Raw genomic sequence first — 19,288 nt, forward strand, 5'->3', positions numbered from 1 at the left:
CCCCCCTTTTCATCGGTCAGGAAACTTCTCGGCATCGTTACCCCAGGAAAATTCGTGGTGTACGAGCCTTTACGTATGAGTACAAGTTAACTATTTATCTAATCTATAGATTCCGAACACAGCCTAGGGGGGCCTCAGAGGTTGGCCTTCAGGAATCTCCAGGTGGCCTCGTACATGGCGTACACGTGCTGGGGTGCGCGGGGGCTGTGGTCGGAGCCGGGGAGCAGCGTCACCGGGGCGTCGTGGCCGGCCTTCTGGAGGGCGTCCAGGAACTGCACGGAGTTCTGCAGGTGGACGTTGGTGTCCAGGGTGCCGTGGATGAGCATGACCTTGCCCTTGAGGGCCGCGGCGGCCTTGATGCAGCTGGAGGCGTCATAGCCCTGGGCGTTGTCCCGGGGCAGCCCCATGTAGCGCTCGGTGTAGTAGCAGTCGTAGAGGCGCCAGTCGGTGACGGGGGCGCCGATGACGCCGAGCTTCCAGGCCGCGCTGTGGGTGAGGGCGTAGGCCGTGAGGAAGCCGCCGTAGCTGTAGCCGTCCAGGGCGACGCGGTCCATGTCGGCCCAGCCCTGGCTCCGGAGCCAGGCGAGGCCGTCGAGCTGGTCCTCCAGCTCCAGGGCCCCCAGGTTGCCCTTCACGCGGTGGGCGGCGTTCCCCTTGGCGGCGGCGCTGCGGTTGTCGCAGACCCACACGGCGATGCCCTGCTGGGCGAGGAACTGGAACCAGGGCATGGAGCGGTTCCAGGCGTTGCGGACCTGGGGGGCGTTGGGACCGCCGTACACGTACTGGAAGACGGGGTACTTGCGGGCGGGATCGAAGCCCACGGGGAGGACCAGCATGGCCTCCATGGGGAAGCCGTCCCGGGTGCGCACCTGCTGGAAGACCACCTTGCCCTTGGCTTCGGCGGTCCAGGCGGGGGTGGCCACCGAGGCCTCCAGGACCTTCGGCGGGGCGCCGGGGGCCAGGAGGAGGTCCCGGGACGGGGTGTCGATGTCGCTCCAGCGGTCCACGGCGCGCCGGAAGGCGGGGTCCCAGGTGAGGCTGTGCGTGCCGGGGGCGGGCGTGAGGAGCTCGGGCGCGCCGCCCGAGAGGGGGACCCTGAATGCGTCCATGCCCACGGGATTCCGCCGGGTGCCCTCGAAGTGGACCTGGCCGGTCCGGGCGTCGACGCCCAGGAGCCGCTTCACGTCCCAGGGGCCGGAGGTGAGGGGGACGCCGGCCTTGCCGTCGTACAGGTAGAGGTGGCTGTTGCCGGTGCGGGAGGAGAGCCACAGGAAGCGGCCGTCGTCGAGGAAGTGGGGCAGGGGCAGGTGCTCCACCCAGCCGCGGGGATGGTGCTCGCGCACGAGGACGCGGCCGGGTCCGGGGCCCTCGTAGCGGCGGCACTCCAGCCAGGTCTGGTCGCGTCCCGTCCAGTGCGCCACGAGCCGGCCCCGGGGGTCCCAGCCCACGCGGGCCACGAAGACCTCGCGGCCGGGGTAGGGATCCTCGGTCCAGTGGATCCGGCCCTCCAGGTCGGCCACGCCCAGGCGCACGCCGGGGACCGGATCCCCGGCCTTGGGATAGGCCAGGCGCTGCAGGGTCTGGGGCTGGGTGCGATCGTCGGCGAGGGTGAAGACGGGGACGTTCGTCTCGTCCAGGCTCAGGAAGGCGATGCGGCGGGAATCGGGGGACCACCAGAAGGCGCGCCAGTTGCCCCGCTCGTTGAAGACTTCCTCCTGGTACACCCAGTCCATGCGTCCGTTGAGGCGGGTCGGGCCGCCGCCCGTGGTGATGCGGCTGATGCGGCCCGTGGCCAGTTCCACCGCGTGGATGTCCTGGCCGTCCAGGTAGGCCACCCAGGCGCCGTCGGGGCTGAAGGCGGGGCTGTCGCCTTCGGCCAGGCGCCGGGCCTGGGCCCCGGCGGCGTCCACCAGGTAGAGGGCGCCGCCGGCCCGCACGAGGAAGGCGTCCCGGGCCGGGTTCCAGGTGAAGGGCAGGGCGAGGGCGGCCCTCACGTCCACGGGCGCGGCCCCGGCGTTCGCGAGGAGTTCCCGGAGGCGCTCCGCCTCCAGGAGCCGCTCCGGCGTGGCGCCCAGCCGCTCCAGGGTCCGGAAGCCCGAACGGTCCCGGCGTTCGCCCAGGAGGGTTCCGTCGGGCCGCCACTGCGGCGTGAGGGTGCGGGCTTCCACGAAGGTCTCGCCGCGGGCGGGATGGTAGATGCGCGCCACGGTGAGACCGGTGCCGTCGGCGTGGAGGGGCAGGATCGCGCAGGCCGCGGCGAAGAGGAACAGGCGCATGGAAGCTCCAGGGGAAAGCTCCAGCGTAGCCGTACCCGGGCCGGGGCCGAACAGGGATCACGGGAGACATGGTGTCTCAACATGTTGACGCCGGTCACGTAAACCCTTGCCGGTCTTGCGGATCCATCGGGGCCGACCGAACCTTGGGTGGCAGGGCTGAACCGGTTGACAGGCCGGACCCCAGCCCCGCGGCCTTCCTTCCGCGAAGGTGATCCGAATTGCCCGCTCGGCCGAAAACCCCGGCCCGGGGCGGTCCCGCCCGCCATCGGGGCGCCTCGGCGCGCCCCTTCCGCACGCATCTTCCGGAGCATTCCATGAAGACCACCCTCCTTCTGTCCGCGCTGATGGCCTCCCTGGCCGCGCTTCCCGCCGCCGCCCAGGGCGCCGGTGTCCAGGGCTTCGACGCCCAGTTGGTCGCCGAAGTCCAGGATCTGCGGGCCACCCTCCGCCAGGAGGCCCGTCCCTTCCAGGTCGGCGTCAACCCGGCCCTGGAATACGACCTGGCCCAGCTCTGCGGAACCCGGGCGGACCTGAGGCCGGCGGATTACCAGGCCCACGCCCAGGGGGGCTACCTCAACGATGAGGTGCTGCCGGCGATGGTGGACCTGCCCACCGCCTACCTGGGCTGGGCCAGCCCGGCCCGGAGCCAGGGCGGCTGCGGCAGCTGCTGGGCCTTCGCCACCGCCGCCACCATCGAGAGCGCGGTCCTCAGGACCGCCGGCGCGCCCCAGCTCCGGGAGGAGGGGGGCCGGATCGTCCTCAGCGGCGACATCGCCGAGTTGAGCACCCAGCAGGTGTTGAGCTGCAATCCCTGGGGCTATGGCTGCAACGGCGGCTGGTTCGCCTTCGATATGTTCGTGCCCGCCAACCAGGCGAAGGGGTCCGGCTACTACCCCGGCATCATCCCGGCCCGGGACTTCCCCTACGTCACCCGCCGCTCGGCCTGCACCTTCGAGGCCCGCACGTCGTACACGCCCGTCTCCCGGTGGGGCTACGTGGGTTCGGGCAACACCTCCCCGGTGGACGCCATCAAGGCCGCCATCTACGCCCACGGCTCCGTGGCGGCCTGCGTCTACGCGGACCGCGCCTTCCAGGCCTACACGGGCGGCGTCTTCACCAGCACCGGGTCCGCCCCCATCAACCACGCCATCCAGCTCGTGGGCTGGGACGACGCCAAGGGCGCCTGGCTGCTCAAGAACAGCTGGGGTCCCAACTGGGGAATCAACGGCTTCATGTGGATCCAGTACGGGGCCAACAACGTGGGCACGTACGCGGCCTGGGCGGACAACTGAGCCGACCCGGCGAACCAGGAGACCAAGATGACCACCCTGTCCCGCTTCATCGCCCTCGCGCTGGGCGCCGCCTCCCTCGCCGCCGCGGACGGCCCCCAGCGCTTCGACGACCGGATCCAGGCCCTCGTGGACCAGGCCCGGTCCGAGGCCCAGGCCTCGGGCGCCACCTACCAGGTGGGGGTGAACCCCGCCCTGGAATACCCCCTCGACCAGATCTGCGGCCTCCGGCCGGACCTGCGGCAGTGGGATGCGGCCCTCCATGCCGAGGGCGGCGGCGCCAACGACGCGCTGCCGGAGCTGGCGCCGGAGCCGCTGCCTTCCCGGTTCCTGGGCTGGTTCAGCCCACCCAAGGACCAGGGCGACTGCGGCAGCTGCTGGGCCTTCTCCACCATCGCCACCGTCGAGGGCGCGGCCCTCAAGGCCGCGGGCGCCCCCCAGGGCCGGGTGGCCGCGGACGGCGCCATCGTCCCCAGCGGCGACGCCCTCGTGCTGTCGGAGCAGCAGCTGCTGAGCTGCAATCCGGACGGGTATGGCTGCCAGGGCGGCTGGTTCAGCTTCGACATGCTGATGCCGTCCAAGGCCAACGCGGAGGCCGGCCGCGCCCCCGGCGCCATTCCCGCCACCGCCTTCCCCTACGTGGCCCGGCGCGTGGCCTGCGTCTTCGACAAGGGGGCGCCCGCCACCCCGGTCAGGGCCTGGGGCTACGTGGGCGACGGCTACGGGCTGCCCCCGGTCCCGGCCATCAAGGCCGCCATCCGCAGGTGGGGCTGCGTGTCCGCGGGGGTCTGGGCGGACCTGGGCTTCCAGGCCTACACCGGCGGGGTCTTCACCGGGACGGCGTCGCCGGGCGAATGCAACCACGCCATCCAGCTCGTGGGCTGGGACGACGCCAAGGGCGCCTGGCTCCTGAAGAATTCCTGGGGGGCCCGGTGGGGGATCAACGGGTTCATGTGGATCAAGTACGGCGCCAACCGGGTCGGCACCTCCCCGGCCTGGGCCCAGGACTGACGCGCCGGAGCCCCCCGCCGGGGCGGGGGGCTCCGGGTCCGGGGCGCCTCAGGCGGGCAGGTGCTCGCGGGTGAGGTTGCGGGGGCCGGCCGGGGTCACCAGGACGTTGTCCTCGATGCGGATGCCGCCGTTGGGGGCCAGCTCGTCGATGAGCTTCCAGTTGAAGCGGCCCGCGTGTTCGTTGGTCCGGAAAGGCCTCAGCAGCATGGGGATGAAGTAGAGGCCGGGCTCGATGGTGACCACGTGGCCCACGTCCAGGGTCCGGGTGGTGCGCAGGTAGGGGTGCTCCGCGGGCGGCGGCGCCATGGTCCCGTCGGGGCCGGCCAGCTTGCCGGCGACGTCGTGGACCTGGATGCCCAGGTGGTGGCCCAGGCCGTGGGGGTAGAAGGGCCGCGTCAGGCCCAGCTTCACGGCCTCGTCGGGATCCGCGTCGATGAGGCCGTTCTCCTTCAGGAGGGCGGCGAGCTTGAGGTGGCTCAGGTGGTGCAGGTCGCCGAAGGGCAGGCCGGCCTTGACCGCGCCGCAGAGCTCGAGCTGGTTGCGCTCCATGCCGTCCACCAGGGCCTTGAAGCGGGGGTCGCAGCCGGGGGCGGGGGTGGTGCGGGTGATGTCGGAGGCGTAGCCCAGGGTGCGGGCGCCGCAGTCCAGCAGGAGGACCTTGCCGCTCCGGTAGCTGCGCTTGTTCTCGTAGTGGAGGGTGGCGCCCTTCTCGTCAAGGGCCACGATGCTGGAGAAGGCCAGCTCGAAGTCGAGGCAGCCCACGGCCTGCACGAAGGCGTAGTGGATCTCCAGCTCGGAGGCGCCGGCGTGGAAGGCCTTGCGGCCCGCGGCGTGCCCGCGGGCGCCGAGGACGGTGGCCTCCTCCATGCAGCGGATCTCGTAGGGGGTCTTCACGCTGCGGCCCCAGTCCAGGTAGGCGGTGAGGCCCGCGGGGTTCAGCTCCAGGCCGGCCGTGGCGGCCCGCTCGGTCTCGTTGCCGATGTAGGCGGCGTGGCTGGGGCTGCCCACCTTCTCCCAGACGGCGTCGAGGCTGGGGGCCTCGATGATCTCGAATTCGGAGGCCCAGAAGGGGGTGCCCAGGGGCAGCTGCTCGTACCAGAAATCCTCGGGGGCGTAGCGGATGAGGGTGGGCTTCGCGCCGGGCTTGAGGAGGAGGACGTGGTGGGGGCCCGTCAGGGGGCAGTAGTGCCGGAAGTGGGGAACGGTGTTGAAGGGGGCGTCCTGGTCGTCCGAGAAGTAGGTGAAGGGCTGGCCCGCGGAGACCACGAGGGCGTCGTGTCCGTTGGCTGCGAGGGCCTTCTCAAGCCACGCCATGCGCTCCCGCAGGTGGTCGCGGAACAGGGTATTGAGGTTTTCCATGGGATTCTCCGGGCGTCGGATGCCTGAGCCCGATTATCCACCAAACGCCCCCGCGGGGGTCAAAGGAACGCGAGGGGCTTCGTCGCCGGCGCGAACCCGTTGGCCACGGCCTTCTCGTAGAAGAGCGCGAGGCTGTCCCGCTCCCGGTCGCCCAGGTGGTACGAGATGTTCTCGGTGAGATACTCCCGGAGTTCGGGCTTGGTCCACCCGATGGTCCGCCAGGCCTCGTCCACGATGGCGGCCAGGTTCTCCCGGCCCAGCTCCAGGCTGCGGTGGAAGAAGGGGCCCACGCCCCCGGGGATCTCAAGGACCGGCGCGTCCTCCCGCACCTGCCAGAGGGCGAAGACGAACGGCAGGCCGGTCCAGGCGTGCCACTCCTCGGCCAGGTCCAGGACGATGAGGCCCTCGCGCCGGGTCCGCATGGCCACGTCGCCGATGAGCAGGGCCGCGTCGCAGGTCTCCAGCATGGCGACCTGGTCGGGGGCCATGTCCACCACCTGGGGCGCCACGCCGTAGCGCTCCCGGAGGAGGATCTGGGCGAGGACGACGGAGGTGCGGCTGGAGGTGTCCAGGGCCAGGGTCCGGATCTGCTCGGGCGGGACCTTGGACAGGATGATGACGGAGCGCACCCGCTTGGGGGAGGCGATGCAGAGGCCCGGCACGAGCTTCAGGCGGGGGATGCGGAGGTACTCGATGCTGCTGATGAGCCCTGCATCAACTTCTCCCGACCGGAGCTGGTTGGCGCACAGGGAAGGCACGTGGAACTTCAAGTGGAAGTGCTCGTAGCCCAGCCCGTGCTTGAATCCGTAATTCAAGGGCGCCGCATTCAGGTAATCGATGATGGAGATTCGGAAAGGATTCGAATGGGCCATGGGTCCATTGTATTTAGACTGGGGGGCATGCGTCAGTCCGATGCGTCCATCCCCCCCGGAATTCCCGACTGGCAGGCCCTGGAGGAGCTGATGGCCGCGGCCCGGCGAAATCCGGGCGAATTCCGCACCCCGGCGGCCCTCGCGGCGGCGGCGGGCCTCACCCCCCAGGGGCTGGAGGCCGCCTTCCTCCGCCACGTCCACGCGAGGCCGGAGGCCTTCCTGGAGGCGGCCCGGGTGGACGCGGCCTGCCGCCACCTGCTGGACGCCTTCGGTCCCCCCGAGCGGGCGGGCGAAGCCTGCGGGTTCTTCGGGACGGCCGCCTTCCGGGCGGCGTTCCGGCGCCACACGGGCATGACGCCCGCCCGCTACCAGGCCCTGGGCCAGGGGGAGCCGGCCTTCACCCTGGACCTGCCCGCCGGGTACCGCATCGAGGATGTGCTGGCCTACCATGGCCGGGATCCCCTGAGCCACTCCGAGCGGGTGGACGGAGGGCGGCTCCTCAAGGCCTTCCGGGTGGACGGGGCGGACGTGGCCGTGGACCTGGCCTTCGGCGGCCAGGCCGTGAAGGTCCGCCTCCACGGCGGCGGGCCGGCCGACCCCGTGCGCATGGGGCGGGTCCACCGGCGCGTGGTGCGCATGCTGGGCCTCGCCTCCGATCCGGGTCCCTTCGAGGCCTTCACGGCGGCCCACCCCGCCTTCCGGGACCTGGTGGCCCCCCGGTCGGGGCTGCGCATCCCCCTGACCGCGGACGTGTGGGAGTGCCTGGTCTGGGCCATCCTGGGCCAGCAGGTGAACCTGGCCTTCGCCTACACCCTGCGCCGGCGGCTGACGGAGGCCTGCGGCGGGGAGGCGCCCTTCGGGCTCCGGGCCCACCCCGGCCCCCGGGCCGTCGCGGCCCTGGACCCGGCCGTCCTGGCCCCCCTCCAGTTCTCCCGGGGCAAGGCCGCCTACCTCGTCGCCGCCGCCCGGGAGACGGCCGCGGGGCGCCTCCCGCTGGAAGCCCTGCCCGCGGGCACGGCGACGGGCGCCGAGGCCCGTCTGCGCGCCCAGAAGGGCGTCGGCCCCTGGACGGCCCACTACGTCCTCATGCGCGGCTGCGGCTTCCAGGACTGCGTCCCCCTGGGGGACGCCGGCCTCACCGCGGCCCTCCAGCGGCACCACGCCCTCGATCACCGCCCCGGCCCCGCCGAGACCGCCGGCCTCATGGCCCCCTACGCCCCCCACCGCAGCCTGGCCACCTTCCATCTGTGGGCCAGCCTCAAGGGGGTTCCGGCCTGATGCCTTCGCGGGCGCCCCGGGTCAGGCTTCGGGCGCCTTGCGCAGCCAGGCCACGCATTCCACGTGGACGGTGTTGGGGAAGAGGTCGGCCACGGCCAGGGCCTCCAGCCGCCACGCGGGTTCCAGGCGCTTGACGTCCCGGCAGAAGGCGGCGCCGTCGCAGCCCACGAGCACGAGATCCTCGGCGCCGGCCTCCTGCAGGCGTTCGCACAGCTCGGGCGCGAGGCCCGCCCGGGGCGGATCCAGGAGGATGAGGTCCCCGGGCAGCCCCAGGCCCTCCGGCAGCCATTCCGCGGCGTCGGCGGCCACGCATTCGGCGTCGAGGCCCTCCAGGTTGCGGCGGGCCCAGGCCACCGCCGGCGCGTCGGCCTCCACGAGCACCGTGCGCTGGACGCTCCCGGACAGGAGGGCCGAGAAGAACCCCACGCCGCCGTAGAGGTCGTAGAGGGTGCCCGGGGGCAGGTCCCAGCCGGCCAGGATGCGCCCGAAGGCCTCCCAGGCCCAGGCGGGGGACACCTGGAAGAAGCCGCCGGGGCGGTGCCCGAGGCGGGCCGAGCCCAGACGGTGCTCGACGCCCGCCGTGGTGGGATGCCAGCCGTCGGGTTCGAGGCTCCAGGCCCGGCCCTGCTCGTCCTGGGCGAAGACCTCGCCCGCCGGGGTGCCGGTGGCCAGTTCCCAGCGCTGGGGGCGGCTGGGGAGCACCTTGGCCTCCAGGGCCTCCTGCAGGCGCGGCAGGGCCGCGGAGAGGACGGGGGCCGCGGCGGGGCAGCCGGTGACGGCCACGAGCGCGTTGGTGCCGCGGCGGTGGAAGCCCAGGTCCCGGCCCGTCCAGTGCACCTGGATGCGGTGGCGCAGGGCCGAGGCGGGCGCCTCCAGCCAGGTCCACGCGGGGGCGCCGGGCAGCGACCGCGCCAGGAGGTCGGTGACCATGGCCTTCTTGAGGGCCGGCGCGTGGGGGCCCGCCTCCCAGAGGTCGCAGCCGCCGCAGGCGCGCGCCACGGGGCAGGATGCGGGCTCCCGGCGGGCATCGGGGGTGATCCACGCGCGGACGTCGCCCTCGCCGTGGCGGGGCTTCCAGCGGATCTCCGCCTCGACGACCTCGCCGGGGAAGAGGGCGAGGGGCGCCGAGAGCAGGATCAGCCGGCCGTCGGCGGCCCGGGCCACGCCCTTGCCGCCCCAGGCGAGGCGCTCCACGGTGACGGCCGTTTTCTCGATCGAGCCCTGTGGGTTCCGGTACACTTCCCCCGGACCTCTTCCTTTCGATGGTGGTTGCATGGTGCGTCTCACGGTCGCCGTCCCCAACATGCACCGTAGCAGCCTCGAGGCCGCTCTGGGCCACGATGTGCGAAAAGTCCTGGAATGGACCGCCGAGGGGCCCGCGGACGTGGTGCTGGGGATGCCGGGGGAGGGCCTCCTGGCCCACTGCCCGGCCTGGCCGGGCCTGGAGGGGGCCGCGGCCCTGGTGCGCGTGGGGTACGAGCGGCTCCAGGACCGCCTGGACATGGCGCGCCTCCACGACGTGGGCAAGGCCCTGGCCTCGGAGCAGGACCTGGACCGGCTCCTGGATCTCATCCTCACCCACGGCCGCAACCTCCTCATGGCCGAGGCCGGTTCCATCTACCTGGTGGTGGACCGCACGGACCTGCTCTTCGCCCACACCCAGAACGCCCGGGTGGACCTGCCCTACACCCGGTTCCAGATGCCCATCACGGGCACGTCCATGGCGGGCTTCGCGGCCCTGACGGGGGAGACCCTGGTCCTGCCCGACGTGTACGCCATCCCCGAGGCGGCCCCCTACCGCTTCAACGACAGCTACGACCGGCAGGCCGGTTACCGCACCCGGTCCATGCTCGTGGTGCCCATCCAGGACACCCAGGGCGAGGTGCTGGGGGTGCTCCAGTTCATCAACCGCCTGGCGGGGGAGGAGGATCCCCGGCCCGTCCCCTTCCATCCGGCGGACGTGCACCTGGCCCAGAGCCTGGCCGGCCAGGCCGGCGTCGCCATCAAGAACGCCCACCTCCGCCGGGACATCGAGCACCTGTTCGAGCGGTTCGTGGACGCCTCGGTCAAGGCCATCGAGCAGCGGGACCCGGTGACCCGGGGCCACTCGGGCCGGGTGGCCGAGTTGACGGTGGGTCTGGCCCTGGCCCTGAACCGCGCGGACCGGGGCCCCTTCCGGGAGGTGCACTTCACGGACCGGCAGCTGCGGGAGCTCCGCTACGCCAGCCTGCTCCACGATTTCGGCAAGGTGGGGGTGCGGGAACAGGTGCTGGTCAAGTCCAAGAAGCTGGGCCCGGACCGGCTGGAGCTCCTCCTCCAGCGCCTGCGCCAGCGCCAGCAGGAGGAGGTCCTGGCCGCCCTGCGGGCGGACTGGGCCGCCGGGCGCCCCTTCGACCCGGCCCACTGGGAGGGCGTGGAGGCCCGGCACCGGGCCGAGGCCGAGTCCCTCATCTCCCTCCTGCTGCGCAGCAACGAGCCCACCGTGCTCACCGAGGACCTGGCCGAGGGGCTGGGCCGGCTGGACGAGCTGGCCTACACGGCCTGGGACGGCCTGCGGGCGCCCCTCCTGGAGCCGGGGGACAGGGCCAGCCTGACCATCCGGCGGGGCAGCCTGTCCCAGGCGGAGCGCCTGGAGATCGAGAGCCACGTGACCCACACCTACGCCTTCCTCAGCACCATCCCCTGGACCCCGGACCTGGCCGCGGTGCCGGACATCGCCTACGCCCACCACGAGCGCCTCAACGGGCAGGGCTACCCCCGGGGCCTGACGGCGGAGGCCATCCCCCTGCAGAGCCGGGCCATGGCCATCGCGGACATCTTCGACGCCCTCACGGCCCAGGACCGGCCCTACAAGGCCGCCCTCCCCCTGGAGCGGAGCCTGGACATCCTCCGGCAGGACGCGGCCGGGGGTCACGTGGACCCGGACCTCCTGGACCTGTTCGTGGAGGCGCGGGTCTACGCCCGATAGGTGCGCGGGGCGGGGGGCCTGTGCCAGAATGGAAGGCTGGAGTGACCATGTCTGAAACACCGGAACGCAAGCCCAGGACCCTGGACGTCCTCGCCATCCAGGACCTGCTGCCCCACCGCTACCCCATCCTGCTGGTCGACCGGATCCTCGATTACGAGCCCGGCGCGTGGATCCGCGGCGTCAAGAACATCACCATGGGCGAGCTGATCTTCCAGGGGCACTTCCCCAAGAATCCGGTCTTCCCCGGCGTGCTGATCGTGGAGGCCATGGCCCAGACGGGCGGCTGCCTCGTCCTCACCACGGTGCCCAACCGCCATGACAAGCTCATTTATTTCATGGCCATCGATAACGTCAAGTTCCGCAAACCCGTCGTCCCCGGCGACCAGATGATCATGGACGTCAAGGTCATGACCCTCAAAGGCAAGATCGCCAAGCTGAGGGGCGAGGCCTTCGTGGACGGCCAGAAGGTCGCCGAAGCCGAATTCATGTCCATGCTGGTGGACGCCCCCCAGAGCGAGGCCCAATGACCGCCCAGATCCATCCCTCCTCCGTCATCAGCCCCGATGCCGTCATCGCCGACGGCGTGGTCGTCGGGCCCTTCTGCGTCATCGAGGGGAACGCCAGGATCGGCGCCCGCACCCAGCTGCGCAGCCACGTCGTCATCGGCCCCCACACCGAGATCGGCGAGGACAACGACATCTACCCCCACTGCACGCTGGGCATGGGCCCCCAGGACCTGAAGTTCAAGGGCGCCCCCACCCGCCTCGTCATCGGCGACCGCAACGTCTTCCGCGAAGGCTGCACCCTGCACCGGGGCACCGAGGGCGGCGGCGGGCTCACCACGGTGGGCAGCGACAACTTCATCATGACGGGCTCCCACGTGGCCCACGACTGCCACGTGGGCAACAACAACATCTTCGCCAACTGCGCCACCCTCGCCGGCCACGTCGAGGTGGGCAACGGCTGCAACGTCGGCGCCTTCTCCGCCGTGCACCAGTTCTGCCGCGTCGGCAACCACGCCTTCATGGGCGGGTTCACCGTCGCGACCCTGGACGTCCTGCCCTTCATGAAGACCGCCGGCGCCCGCGACACCAAGAGCTACGGCGTCAACGTCATCGGCCTGCGCCGCAAGGGCTTCAAGGAGGAGACCGTGGAAGGCCTCGTCAAGGCCCACCGCATCCTCTTCCACAGCGGGCTCCTGCGCGAGGAGGCCGTCGCCCGCGCCGAGTCCGAGCTGGGCCACATCGCCGAGGTGAAGGAGCTGCTGGACTTCATGCGTTCCTCCAAGCGGGGCATCCATCGTGGCTGAGGCCCGGGGCGCCCAGGCCGGGCGATACGCCACCGTGGCCCTGGTGGGCCTGCCCAACTCGGGCAAGTCCACCCTGCTCAACACCCTGGTGGGGGAGAAGCTGGCCGCGGTCAGCCAGACCCCCCAGACCACCCGGGGACGCATCACGGGGGTCGTCAACCGCGGCCCCGTCCAGCTGGCCTTCCTGGACACCCCGGGCGTCCACCAGGCCCGCCACGCCCTCAACCAGCGCATGCTCCACCACGTGGACATCGCGCTGGCGGAGGCGGACCTGATCCTGTGGGTCGTGGACGCCGACGGCTTCCTCGGCCCCGGGGAGCGGGACCTGGCCAAGCGCCTGAAGGAAGCCCGCCAGCCGGTCTACCTCATCCTGAACAAGCTGGACCTCGTCTCCAAGGGCCGGCTCCTGGAGAAGATCGCCGCCTACAAGGACCTCCTGGCCTTCCGGGAGATCGTGCCCGTGGGCGCCAAGCTGGCCCAGAACCTGGATCCCCTGTGGTCGATCCTGGAGCGCGACGCCCCGGAGGGCCCCTGGGCCTTCGAGGACGACACCTTCACCGACCAGACCGAGCGGAGCATGGCCGCCGAGTTCATCCGGGAGAAGATCCTCCGCAAGACCCGGGAGGAAGTGCCCCACGGCGTCGCGGTGGTCATCCGCGCCTGGACCGAGGCCGGCGAGGAGGCCTATCCCGAGGACGGCCCCGAGGGCGGCACCTGCATCGAGGCCGAGGTCCTCGTGGAGCGCGCCGGCCACCGGAAGATCCTCCTCGGTTCGCAGGGCGCCATGATCAGCGACATCCGCACGAGCGCCCAGCGCGAGCTGCGCAAGCTCCTCCAGCGCCCCGTGCGCCTCGAGCTGCGCATCAAGGTCGAAGAGGACTGGCGCGACCGCCCGGACCAGCTCGACAAGCTGGAACTCTGAGCCGGACGCGGGGGCGCGGCGCTTCCCGCTGGTAGGATGAAGGGCATACGACCCTTGGAGTCCCCATGCGAAGCCTGCGTTCCCTCGTTCCCGGCCTGATCCTGCTGCTGGCCGCGGCCCCGGCCCCGGCGGCCGCCCCCGGCGTGGACCCGGCCCTCATGGACCGGGGGGTGAAGCCCTGGGCGGACTTCTACCGCTACGCCAACGGGGCCTTCGACAAGGAGCCCATTCCGGCGGACCGCGCCTCCTGCGGCGTCAACCTGGAGATCGACACCCGGAACCGGGCCATCCTCAAGGAGATCCTGGAAGCGGCGGTCCAGGACACGAAGGCCGCCGCCGGCACCCCCACGGGGCGCATCGGCGCCTTCTACCGGAGCGGCATGGACCAGGCGGCCATCGAGAAGGCCGGCCTCGTCCCCCTGCGGCCCCTCCTGGCGGCCATCCAGGGGGTGGACGGCCCGCGCCGGCTGGCCGAGGTCCTGGGCCGCCTCCACGCCCAGGGCGTCGGGGCCGGGTTCTTCTTCACGGTGGGCCAGGACGAGAAGGCGAGCCGGGAGCACCTGCCCATCCTCGGCCAGGGCGGCCTGGGTCTGCCCGAGCGCGAGTTCTACTTCCGGGACGACGAGGTGACCCGCGGCCAGCGGAAGGCCTACGTGGCCCACATCGCCCGCATGCTTGAGCTGGCGGGCATCTCCCCCAAGGCCGCCCCCGGCCAGGCCGAACGCATCCTCGCCCTGGAGACGCGCCTGGCCAAGGCCAGCCGGAAGCTGGCCGACCTGCGGGATCCCGAGGCCAACTACCACAAGCTCACCCGCGCCCAGCTCGCCGCCCAGGCCCCGGGCTTCCCCTGGGCCGCCTACTTCGCCGCCGTGGATCTGCCCGCCGCCCAGGCGACCCTCGATGTGTGCCAACCGGACTTCTTCAAGGGCTTCGCGGCCCTGGCGCGCCGGGCGCCCGCCTCGGATTGGCGGGCCTACCTGACCTTCCACCTCCTCAGCGCCACGGCCCCCTACCTGCCGAAGGCCTTCGAGGCGGAGGACTTCGCCTTCTACGGCAAGACCCTCACCGGCAGCCGCGAGCTCCGGCCCCGCTGGGAGCGGGTGCTGGCCGTGGTGGACCGGGGCATCGGGGAGGACCTGGGCCGCGTGTACGTGCAGCGGGCCTTCCCCCCGGAGGCCAAGGCCAAGGTCCAGGAGATCGTCCGTTTCCACGTGGAGGCCCTGCGGGCCTCCATCCGCCGCGCGACCTGGATGGGGGAGGCCACGAAGGCCCAGGCCCTCAAGAAGCTGGACGCCCTCAACCCCAAGGTGGGCTACCCCGACGTGTGGCGGGACTACAGCGCCATGGCGCTGAAGGACCAGCCCTACGTCCTGAACGTCCAGGCCGCCAAGGCCTTCGAGTTCCGCCGGCTGATGGCGAAGCTGGGCCGCCCCGTGGACCGGAACGAATGGGCCATGACCCCCCAGACCAACAACGCCTACTACAACCCCTCCCTCAACGAGATCGTCCTGCCCGCCGGGATCCTCCAGCCCCCCTTCTTCGACCTGAAGGCGGACGAGGCCAGCAACTACGGCCTCCTCAGCTCCACCATCGGCCACGAGCTGATGCACGGCCTCGACGACCAGGGCAGCCAGTACGACGCGGAGGGGAACATGCGCGACTGGTGGACCCCCGAGGACCGCAAGGCCTACACGGCCCAGACCGAGGCCGTCGTGCGCCAGTACGCGGCCTATGAGCCCTTCCCGGGCGTGCACATCGATGGCCGCCAGACCCTGGGCGAGAACCTGGCCGACATCGGCGGCCTCAAGATCGCCTTCGACGCCTGGAAGCTGGCGACCGCTGGCCGGCCCCAGCCCGTCCAGGCGGGGCTGACGGCTGAGCAGCGGTTCTTCGTGGGCTTCGCCCAGAGCTGGCGCACCAATGTCCGTCCCGAGATGGAACGCACCATCGTCCAGTCCGACGTCCATTGCCCCGAGCGCTGGCGGGTGAAGGGCTCCGTGGCGGCCCTTCCGGCCTTCCACGCCGCCTTCGGCACCCCCGCGGAGGCCCGGTCCGCCACGGACGCCCAGTTCACCCTCTGGTAGGGGCCAGCGCACCCGAGGTATCGATCGCACCATGTCCACCCCTGAAAGCTCCGGAGGGTTCCCGGTCCTCGGTCCCGCCGCCGGCCTCGTCCTCCTGACGGGAGGGCGGGGGCGCCGGATGGGGGCGGCCAAGCATGAGCTCCCCCATCCGGGCGGTCGCTCCTGGGGCGGCCACGGGGTGGCGGTCTTCCGGACCGTCTTCCCCGAAGGCCCCCTCCGCATCCTCGGCGAGCCCCTGCCGGACCACCCCGGCCTGCCCCGGGTGGCCGATCCGCGCCAGGGGCCGGCGGCCGCGCTCCGGGCCTGGGCGGCCCAGGAGGGCGGGACCCCCCGCCGGTGGTGGGTGGCCCCCTGCGACCAGGTGCGCTGGACCCCGGCGGCCCTGGCGGCCTGGTACCGGGCCGCCGAAGCCGCGGACCCCGACGGCGCGGCCTGGGTGGTGGCCGGCCCCGCGCAGGGGCCCGCCCAATGGCTGGGCGGCTTCCTGGGCCAGGCCCTGCTGCCGGCCCTGGCCCGGAGCACGGCCTCCAGCCTCCACGCCCTGGCGGCGGACCTGGCCTGCATCCGGCTCGACTGGCCGGGGCCCTGGTGGGAGGACGTGGACACGCCCGAGGCCCGCCGCAGCTGGGAGGCGGAGCCCCGGTCCTGAGCCTTCCGGGGCCTGGCCTGCGCCAGCGTCCCTTTTCCGAGCTTTATCGGGCGGGCGAAACCCGTGCATGGCCCCGGCTCCGGGGCGCCCTATATTTCCCTCCATGTCCCCGGCGGCGAACGCCTGGACTACGGAAGGGATGCCATGGCCACGAAAGCGCCCAAACGCACCAAGGACGACCTGAAACGCGCCAAGCAGAACGCGCTCGACCTCCTGAAGGAGGATCACCAGAAAGTCCAGAAAATGTTCACAGCCTTCTCCCGGCTCAAGGAGAAGGGCGACCCCATCGACAAGGAGAACCTCGTGGAGGAGACCTGCCTCGAGCTCCTCGTCCACGCGGACCTGGAGGAGCAGGTCTTCTACCCCGCCGTGCGGAAGGCCATCCACGACCCGGAGCTGATGAACGAGGCGAAGGTGGAGCACGGGGAGACCCGCGAGCTCATCGCCCAGATCCAGGAGATGGAGGCGGCGGACGAGCTGTACAACGCCAAGGTCACGGTCCTGGGCGAGTACGTCGTCCACCACATCCGGGAGGAGGAGGACGCCATGTTCCCCCGCATCCTCCAGTCCCGCCTGGACCTGGACGAACTGGGCGATCGGATGCTCGCGCGCAAGGAGGCCCTCCTGGCCGAGCGGGAGGCCCAGTGATCTCGCCGGCCCGCCCCGCCCCCGGGAGGCGCCCGTGCGCGCCCTGACCTGGCACGGCACCCGGGACGTGCGGGTGGACACGGTGCCGGATCCCGTCCTGTCGGCCGCGGACGACATCCTCGTCCAGGTGACCGCCACCGCCATCTGCGGCTCGGACCTCCACCTGTACCGGGGGAAGCTGCCGGCCCTCCACGAGGGGGACATCCTCGGCCACGAATGCATGGGCCGGGTGGTGGAGGTGGGGCGGGCCGTGCGGGACCTGCGCCCCGGCGACCGGGTGGTGGTCCCCTTCGTCATCGCGTGCGGCAGCTGCTTCTTCTGCCAGCGCCAGCTCACCAGCGCCTGCGAGACCACGAACACCGGCCCGGGGTCCCTCCTGAACCGAAAGGGCGTCCGCCCCGGCGCCGCCCTCTTCGGCTACACCCACCTCTATGGGGGCATTCCCGGCGGGCAGGCCGAGTTCCTGCGGGTGCCCTGCGCCAACGTGGGCCCCCTCAAGGTGGAGGAGGGTCTCGAGGACGAGCGGGTGCTCTTCCTCAGCGACATCCTGCCCACCGGCTACCAGGCGGTCCTGGACGCGGGCGTCGGCCCCGAGACCAGCGTCGCCATCTTCGGGGCGGGGCCCGTGGGCCTCATGGCCGCGGCCTGCGCCCGCATGCTGGGCGCGGATCCCCTCTTCGTCGTGGACCACCATCCCTATCGCCTGGCCTTCGCCCAGGCGGCCTATGGCGCCTACCCCATCCACTTCGACGAGGTGGACCCGGCCGAGGTCATCATCGAGCGCACCGGCTTCCGGGGCGCCGACGCGGTCATCGACGCGGTGGGCCTGGAGGCCAAAGGCAGCGCCCTGGAGACCGTCATGACCAACCTCCACCTGGAGGGCGGGTCCGGCGCGGCCCTCCGCGCCTGCATCGCCGCGGCCCGGCGGGGCGGCACCCTCAGTGTGCCCGGGGTCTATGCCGGCTTCATCCACGGATTCACCTTCGGGGATGCCTTCGAAAAGGGCCTCACCCTCAAGATGGGCCAGACGCACGTGCACCGCCTCCTGCCGGCCCTCCTGGCCCACGTGCGGGAGGGCCGCCTGAAGCCCGAGGCCATCATCACCCACCGGCTGCCCCTGGCCCGGGCCGCCGAAGGCTACCGGATCTTCGACACCCGCGCGGAGGACTGCCGGAAGGTGGTCCTCCGTCCATGAAGGCGCTTGTTTGCAAGGTTTGACACTGATTTCTTTTTTGAATGAATTCAGCATGCCTTTTCCGCGCCTTGCCATGGGTTGGATCATTTCATTCGAGCTTCATCCCTAAAAAAACATAGATTCATCATAACCTAGTCGTTTTATTCATGTTCCGCGCCTTGACCCGGCTTGACGCATCCGGCCTGAACGCTATGTTTCGGTGGGGAGCTGATTCCCCGAACCTAACCCAACGATGGCTTGGTACCAGCCAGGCATGGAGACCGTCATGTCCGAAAACAAAGATAAGCAGGCCCACGCTTCCGACGCCAACCGCGGGGGGAACCGGGGACCCGAGCATATGGCCGAGATCGGCCGCAAGGGCGGGGAAACGGTGAGCCAGGACCGGGAACACATGTCCGAGATCGGACGCAAGGGGGGCGAAGCCGTCAGCCAGAACCGGGAGCACATGTCCGAGATCGGCAAGAAGGGTGGCGAAACCGTGAGCCAGGACCGGGAACACATGTCCGAGATCGGCAAGAAGGGCGGCGAGACCGTGAGCCAGGACCGGGAACACATGTCCGAGATCGGCAAGAAGGGCGGCGAGGCCGTGAGCCAGGACCGGGAGCACATGTCCGAGATCGGCAAGAAGGGCGGCGAGACCGTGAGCCAGGACCGGGAACACATGTCCGAGATCGGCAAGAAGGGCGGCGAAAGCCGCGGGAGCCAGCAGAGCAGCTCCCACATGGCCGACATCGGCCGCAAGGGGGGCCAGGCCTCCCAGGAAGGCCGCCGCTAGGAACCACCGGGTCCGGGCCGGTGAATGCCCGCGCATTCACCGGCCCGCGGCCCGCGTGGAGGGGGCTTCGCGGGCGGTGGGGTCCGGCCCCGGATCCCGCGCCGGCCCTCAGGGCTTCGCGGGTTCCCGGGTGATCGTGAGGGTGAAGGGTTCGGATCCGGTGAGCAGGACGGTGGTGTCCACCACGAAGTAGACGTTCACGGCCTCCTTGCCCTGGTTGATGAAGGAGGCCTCGGGGTTGCCCGTGGGGATCATGTTCTGGAGCATGCCCTGGGAGAGGGTGCCCATGCGGTTGACGCAGCGGATGATGAACCAGCCCGTGTGATCGCCCCGGAGCCGGGCCTTCACGGTCTCGCCCGGGGCCGCCAGCACCTGGTAGGCCTTCCAGCCCGCGGGGGCCGGCACGGCGTCCTCGATGGCCACGGTGCCGGCGGGGGCCGCGACGCAGGGCACGGAGGCGCCGTTGCGGGCGCTGCGCCGGAGGACCGCATCCATGTGGGTGGCGCCCAGCAGGGGGGCGGGGTCGCGGAGCTGGGGCGTGCCGCTGATGGGTCCAGGGACCGTCTTGAGGTCCTTGCCGGCCACGACGGGGACCGGCGCCTCGGCCAGGAGGATCCCGGCCGCGAAGCATGCGAAAGCCTTTGCGTTCATGT

The 19,288-nt window shown here is 71.5% G+C and carries 17 protein-coding genes; 12 read left to right on the forward strand and 5 right to left on the reverse strand.

What is annotated here, in order from left to right; translation table 11 throughout:
- Positions 1 to 134: 134 nt before the first annotated feature.
- Positions 135 to 2,276, reverse strand: a complete 2,142-nt coding sequence (locus tag R2J75_RS09965; protein ID WP_316411593.1) for a DPP IV N-terminal domain-containing protein — start codon at positions 2,274 to 2,276, stop codon at positions 135 to 137.
- Positions 2,277 to 2,590: 314 nt separating this feature from the next.
- Between R2J75_RS09965 and R2J75_RS09970 the strand changes: the two genes are divergently transcribed.
- Entirely contained in the window at positions 2,591 to 3,568 is a 978-nt protein-coding gene (locus tag R2J75_RS09970) for a C1 family peptidase (protein WP_243334038.1), read from the forward strand.
- 27 nt (positions 3,569 to 3,595) lie between these two features.
- Positions 3,596 to 4,576: a C1 family peptidase gene (locus R2J75_RS09975; protein WP_243346960.1), complete on the forward strand. Its 981-nt coding sequence runs from the start codon at positions 3,596 to 3,598 to the stop codon at positions 4,574 to 4,576.
- Between the two features lie 48 nt (positions 4,577 to 4,624).
- Here R2J75_RS09975 and pepQ read toward each other — a convergent pair whose 3' ends face one another.
- Together pepQ and R2J75_RS09985 are read right to left on the reverse strand one after the other, a co-directional pair.
- The gene (gene pepQ, locus R2J75_RS09980; RefSeq protein WP_243334034.1) at positions 4,625 to 5,935 is read right to left on the reverse strand and encodes a Xaa-Pro dipeptidase; all 1,311 of its coding nucleotides are present in this window, start codon (positions 5,933 to 5,935) and stop codon (positions 4,625 to 4,627) included.
- 59 nt (positions 5,936 to 5,994) lie between these two features.
- A complete protein-coding gene (locus R2J75_RS09985; protein ID WP_279342142.1) occupies positions 5,995 to 6,807 on the reverse strand; it encodes a menaquinone biosynthetic enzyme MqnA/MqnD family protein in 813 nt (270 codons plus the stop codon).
- 27 nt (positions 6,808 to 6,834) lie between these two features.
- On the opposite strand from R2J75_RS09985, the gene R2J75_RS09990 reads away from it, so the two are divergent.
- Positions 6,835 to 8,085, forward strand: a complete 1,251-nt coding sequence (locus R2J75_RS09990) for a DNA-3-methyladenine glycosylase 2 (RefSeq protein WP_316411594.1) — start codon at positions 6,835 to 6,837, stop codon at positions 8,083 to 8,085.
- A gap of 21 nt (positions 8,086 to 8,106) precedes the next feature.
- Here R2J75_RS09990 and R2J75_RS09995 read toward each other — a convergent pair whose 3' ends face one another.
- Positions 8,107 to 9,324, reverse strand: coding sequence for a class I SAM-dependent RNA methyltransferase (locus R2J75_RS09995; protein WP_243334027.1), 1,218 nt, complete (start codon positions 9,322 to 9,324; stop codon positions 8,107 to 8,109).
- Positions 9,325 to 9,358: 34 nt separating this feature from the next.
- On the opposite strand from R2J75_RS09995, the gene R2J75_RS10000 reads away from it, so the two are divergent.
- The 9 genes from R2J75_RS10000 (at position 9,359) to R2J75_RS10040 (ending at position 18,635) form a co-directional block, all read left to right on the forward strand.
- Positions 9,359 to 11,053 (forward strand): HD domain-containing phosphohydrolase, encoded by a 1,695-nt coding sequence (locus R2J75_RS10000; protein WP_279342143.1) that lies wholly within the window; start codon positions 9,359 to 9,361, stop codon positions 11,051 to 11,053.
- Between the two features lie 47 nt (positions 11,054 to 11,100).
- Positions 11,101 to 11,580, forward strand: coding sequence for a 3-hydroxyacyl-ACP dehydratase FabZ (gene fabZ / locus R2J75_RS10005; RefSeq protein WP_243334025.1), 480 nt, complete (start codon positions 11,101 to 11,103; stop codon positions 11,578 to 11,580).
- A complete protein-coding gene (gene lpxA / locus R2J75_RS10010) occupies positions 11,577 to 12,362 on the forward strand; it encodes an acyl-ACP--UDP-N-acetylglucosamine O-acyltransferase (RefSeq protein WP_316410052.1) in 786 nt (261 codons plus the stop codon). The genes fabZ and lpxA overlap by 4 nt, the downstream gene beginning before the upstream one ends.
- Positions 12,355 to 13,284, forward strand: a complete 930-nt coding sequence (gene era, locus R2J75_RS10015) for a GTPase Era (RefSeq protein ID WP_243334021.1) — start codon at positions 12,355 to 12,357, stop codon at positions 13,282 to 13,284. The genes lpxA and era overlap by 8 nt, the downstream gene beginning before the upstream one ends.
- 65 nt (positions 13,285 to 13,349) lie before the next feature.
- Positions 13,350 to 15,368 carry a M13 family metallopeptidase gene (locus R2J75_RS10020; RefSeq protein WP_316410053.1) on the forward strand — a complete coding sequence of 673 codons (2,019 nt, stop codon included), beginning with the start codon at positions 13,350 to 13,352 and terminating at the stop codon, positions 15,366 to 15,368.
- Between the two features lie 31 nt (positions 15,369 to 15,399).
- The gene (locus R2J75_RS10025; protein ID WP_243334017.1) at positions 15,400 to 16,017 is read left to right on the forward strand and encodes an NTP transferase domain-containing protein; all 618 of its coding nucleotides are present in this window, start codon (positions 15,400 to 15,402) and stop codon (positions 16,015 to 16,017) included.
- 144 nt (positions 16,018 to 16,161) lie between these two features.
- The gene (locus tag R2J75_RS10030) at positions 16,162 to 16,665 is read left to right on the forward strand and encodes a hemerythrin domain-containing protein (RefSeq protein WP_243334015.1); all 504 of its coding nucleotides are present in this window, start codon (positions 16,162 to 16,164) and stop codon (positions 16,663 to 16,665) included.
- Positions 16,666 to 16,699: 34 nt separating this feature from the next.
- Positions 16,700 to 17,860, forward strand: a complete 1,161-nt coding sequence (locus R2J75_RS10035) for a zinc-dependent alcohol dehydrogenase (protein ID WP_316410054.1) — start codon at positions 16,700 to 16,702, stop codon at positions 17,858 to 17,860.
- A 265-nt stretch (positions 17,861 to 18,125) separates the two neighbouring features.
- Positions 18,126 to 18,635: a hypothetical protein gene (locus tag R2J75_RS10040; RefSeq protein WP_279342144.1), complete on the forward strand. Its 510-nt coding sequence runs from the start codon at positions 18,126 to 18,128 to the stop codon at positions 18,633 to 18,635.
- Positions 18,636 to 18,743: 108 nt separating this feature from the next.
- On the opposite strand, the gene R2J75_RS10045 is transcribed toward R2J75_RS10040, so the two are convergent.
- Positions 18,744 to 19,286, reverse strand: a complete 543-nt coding sequence (locus R2J75_RS10045; RefSeq protein ID WP_243334007.1) for a hypothetical protein — start codon at positions 19,284 to 19,286, stop codon at positions 18,744 to 18,746.
- Between the last annotated feature and the right edge of the window lie 2 nt (positions 19,287 to 19,288).

Origin of the sequence: Mesoterricola sediminis (genome assembly GCF_030295425.1) — a bacterium.
Classification (GTDB): Bacteria; Acidobacteriota; Holophagae; order Holophagales; family Holophagaceae; genus Mesoterricola; species Mesoterricola sediminis.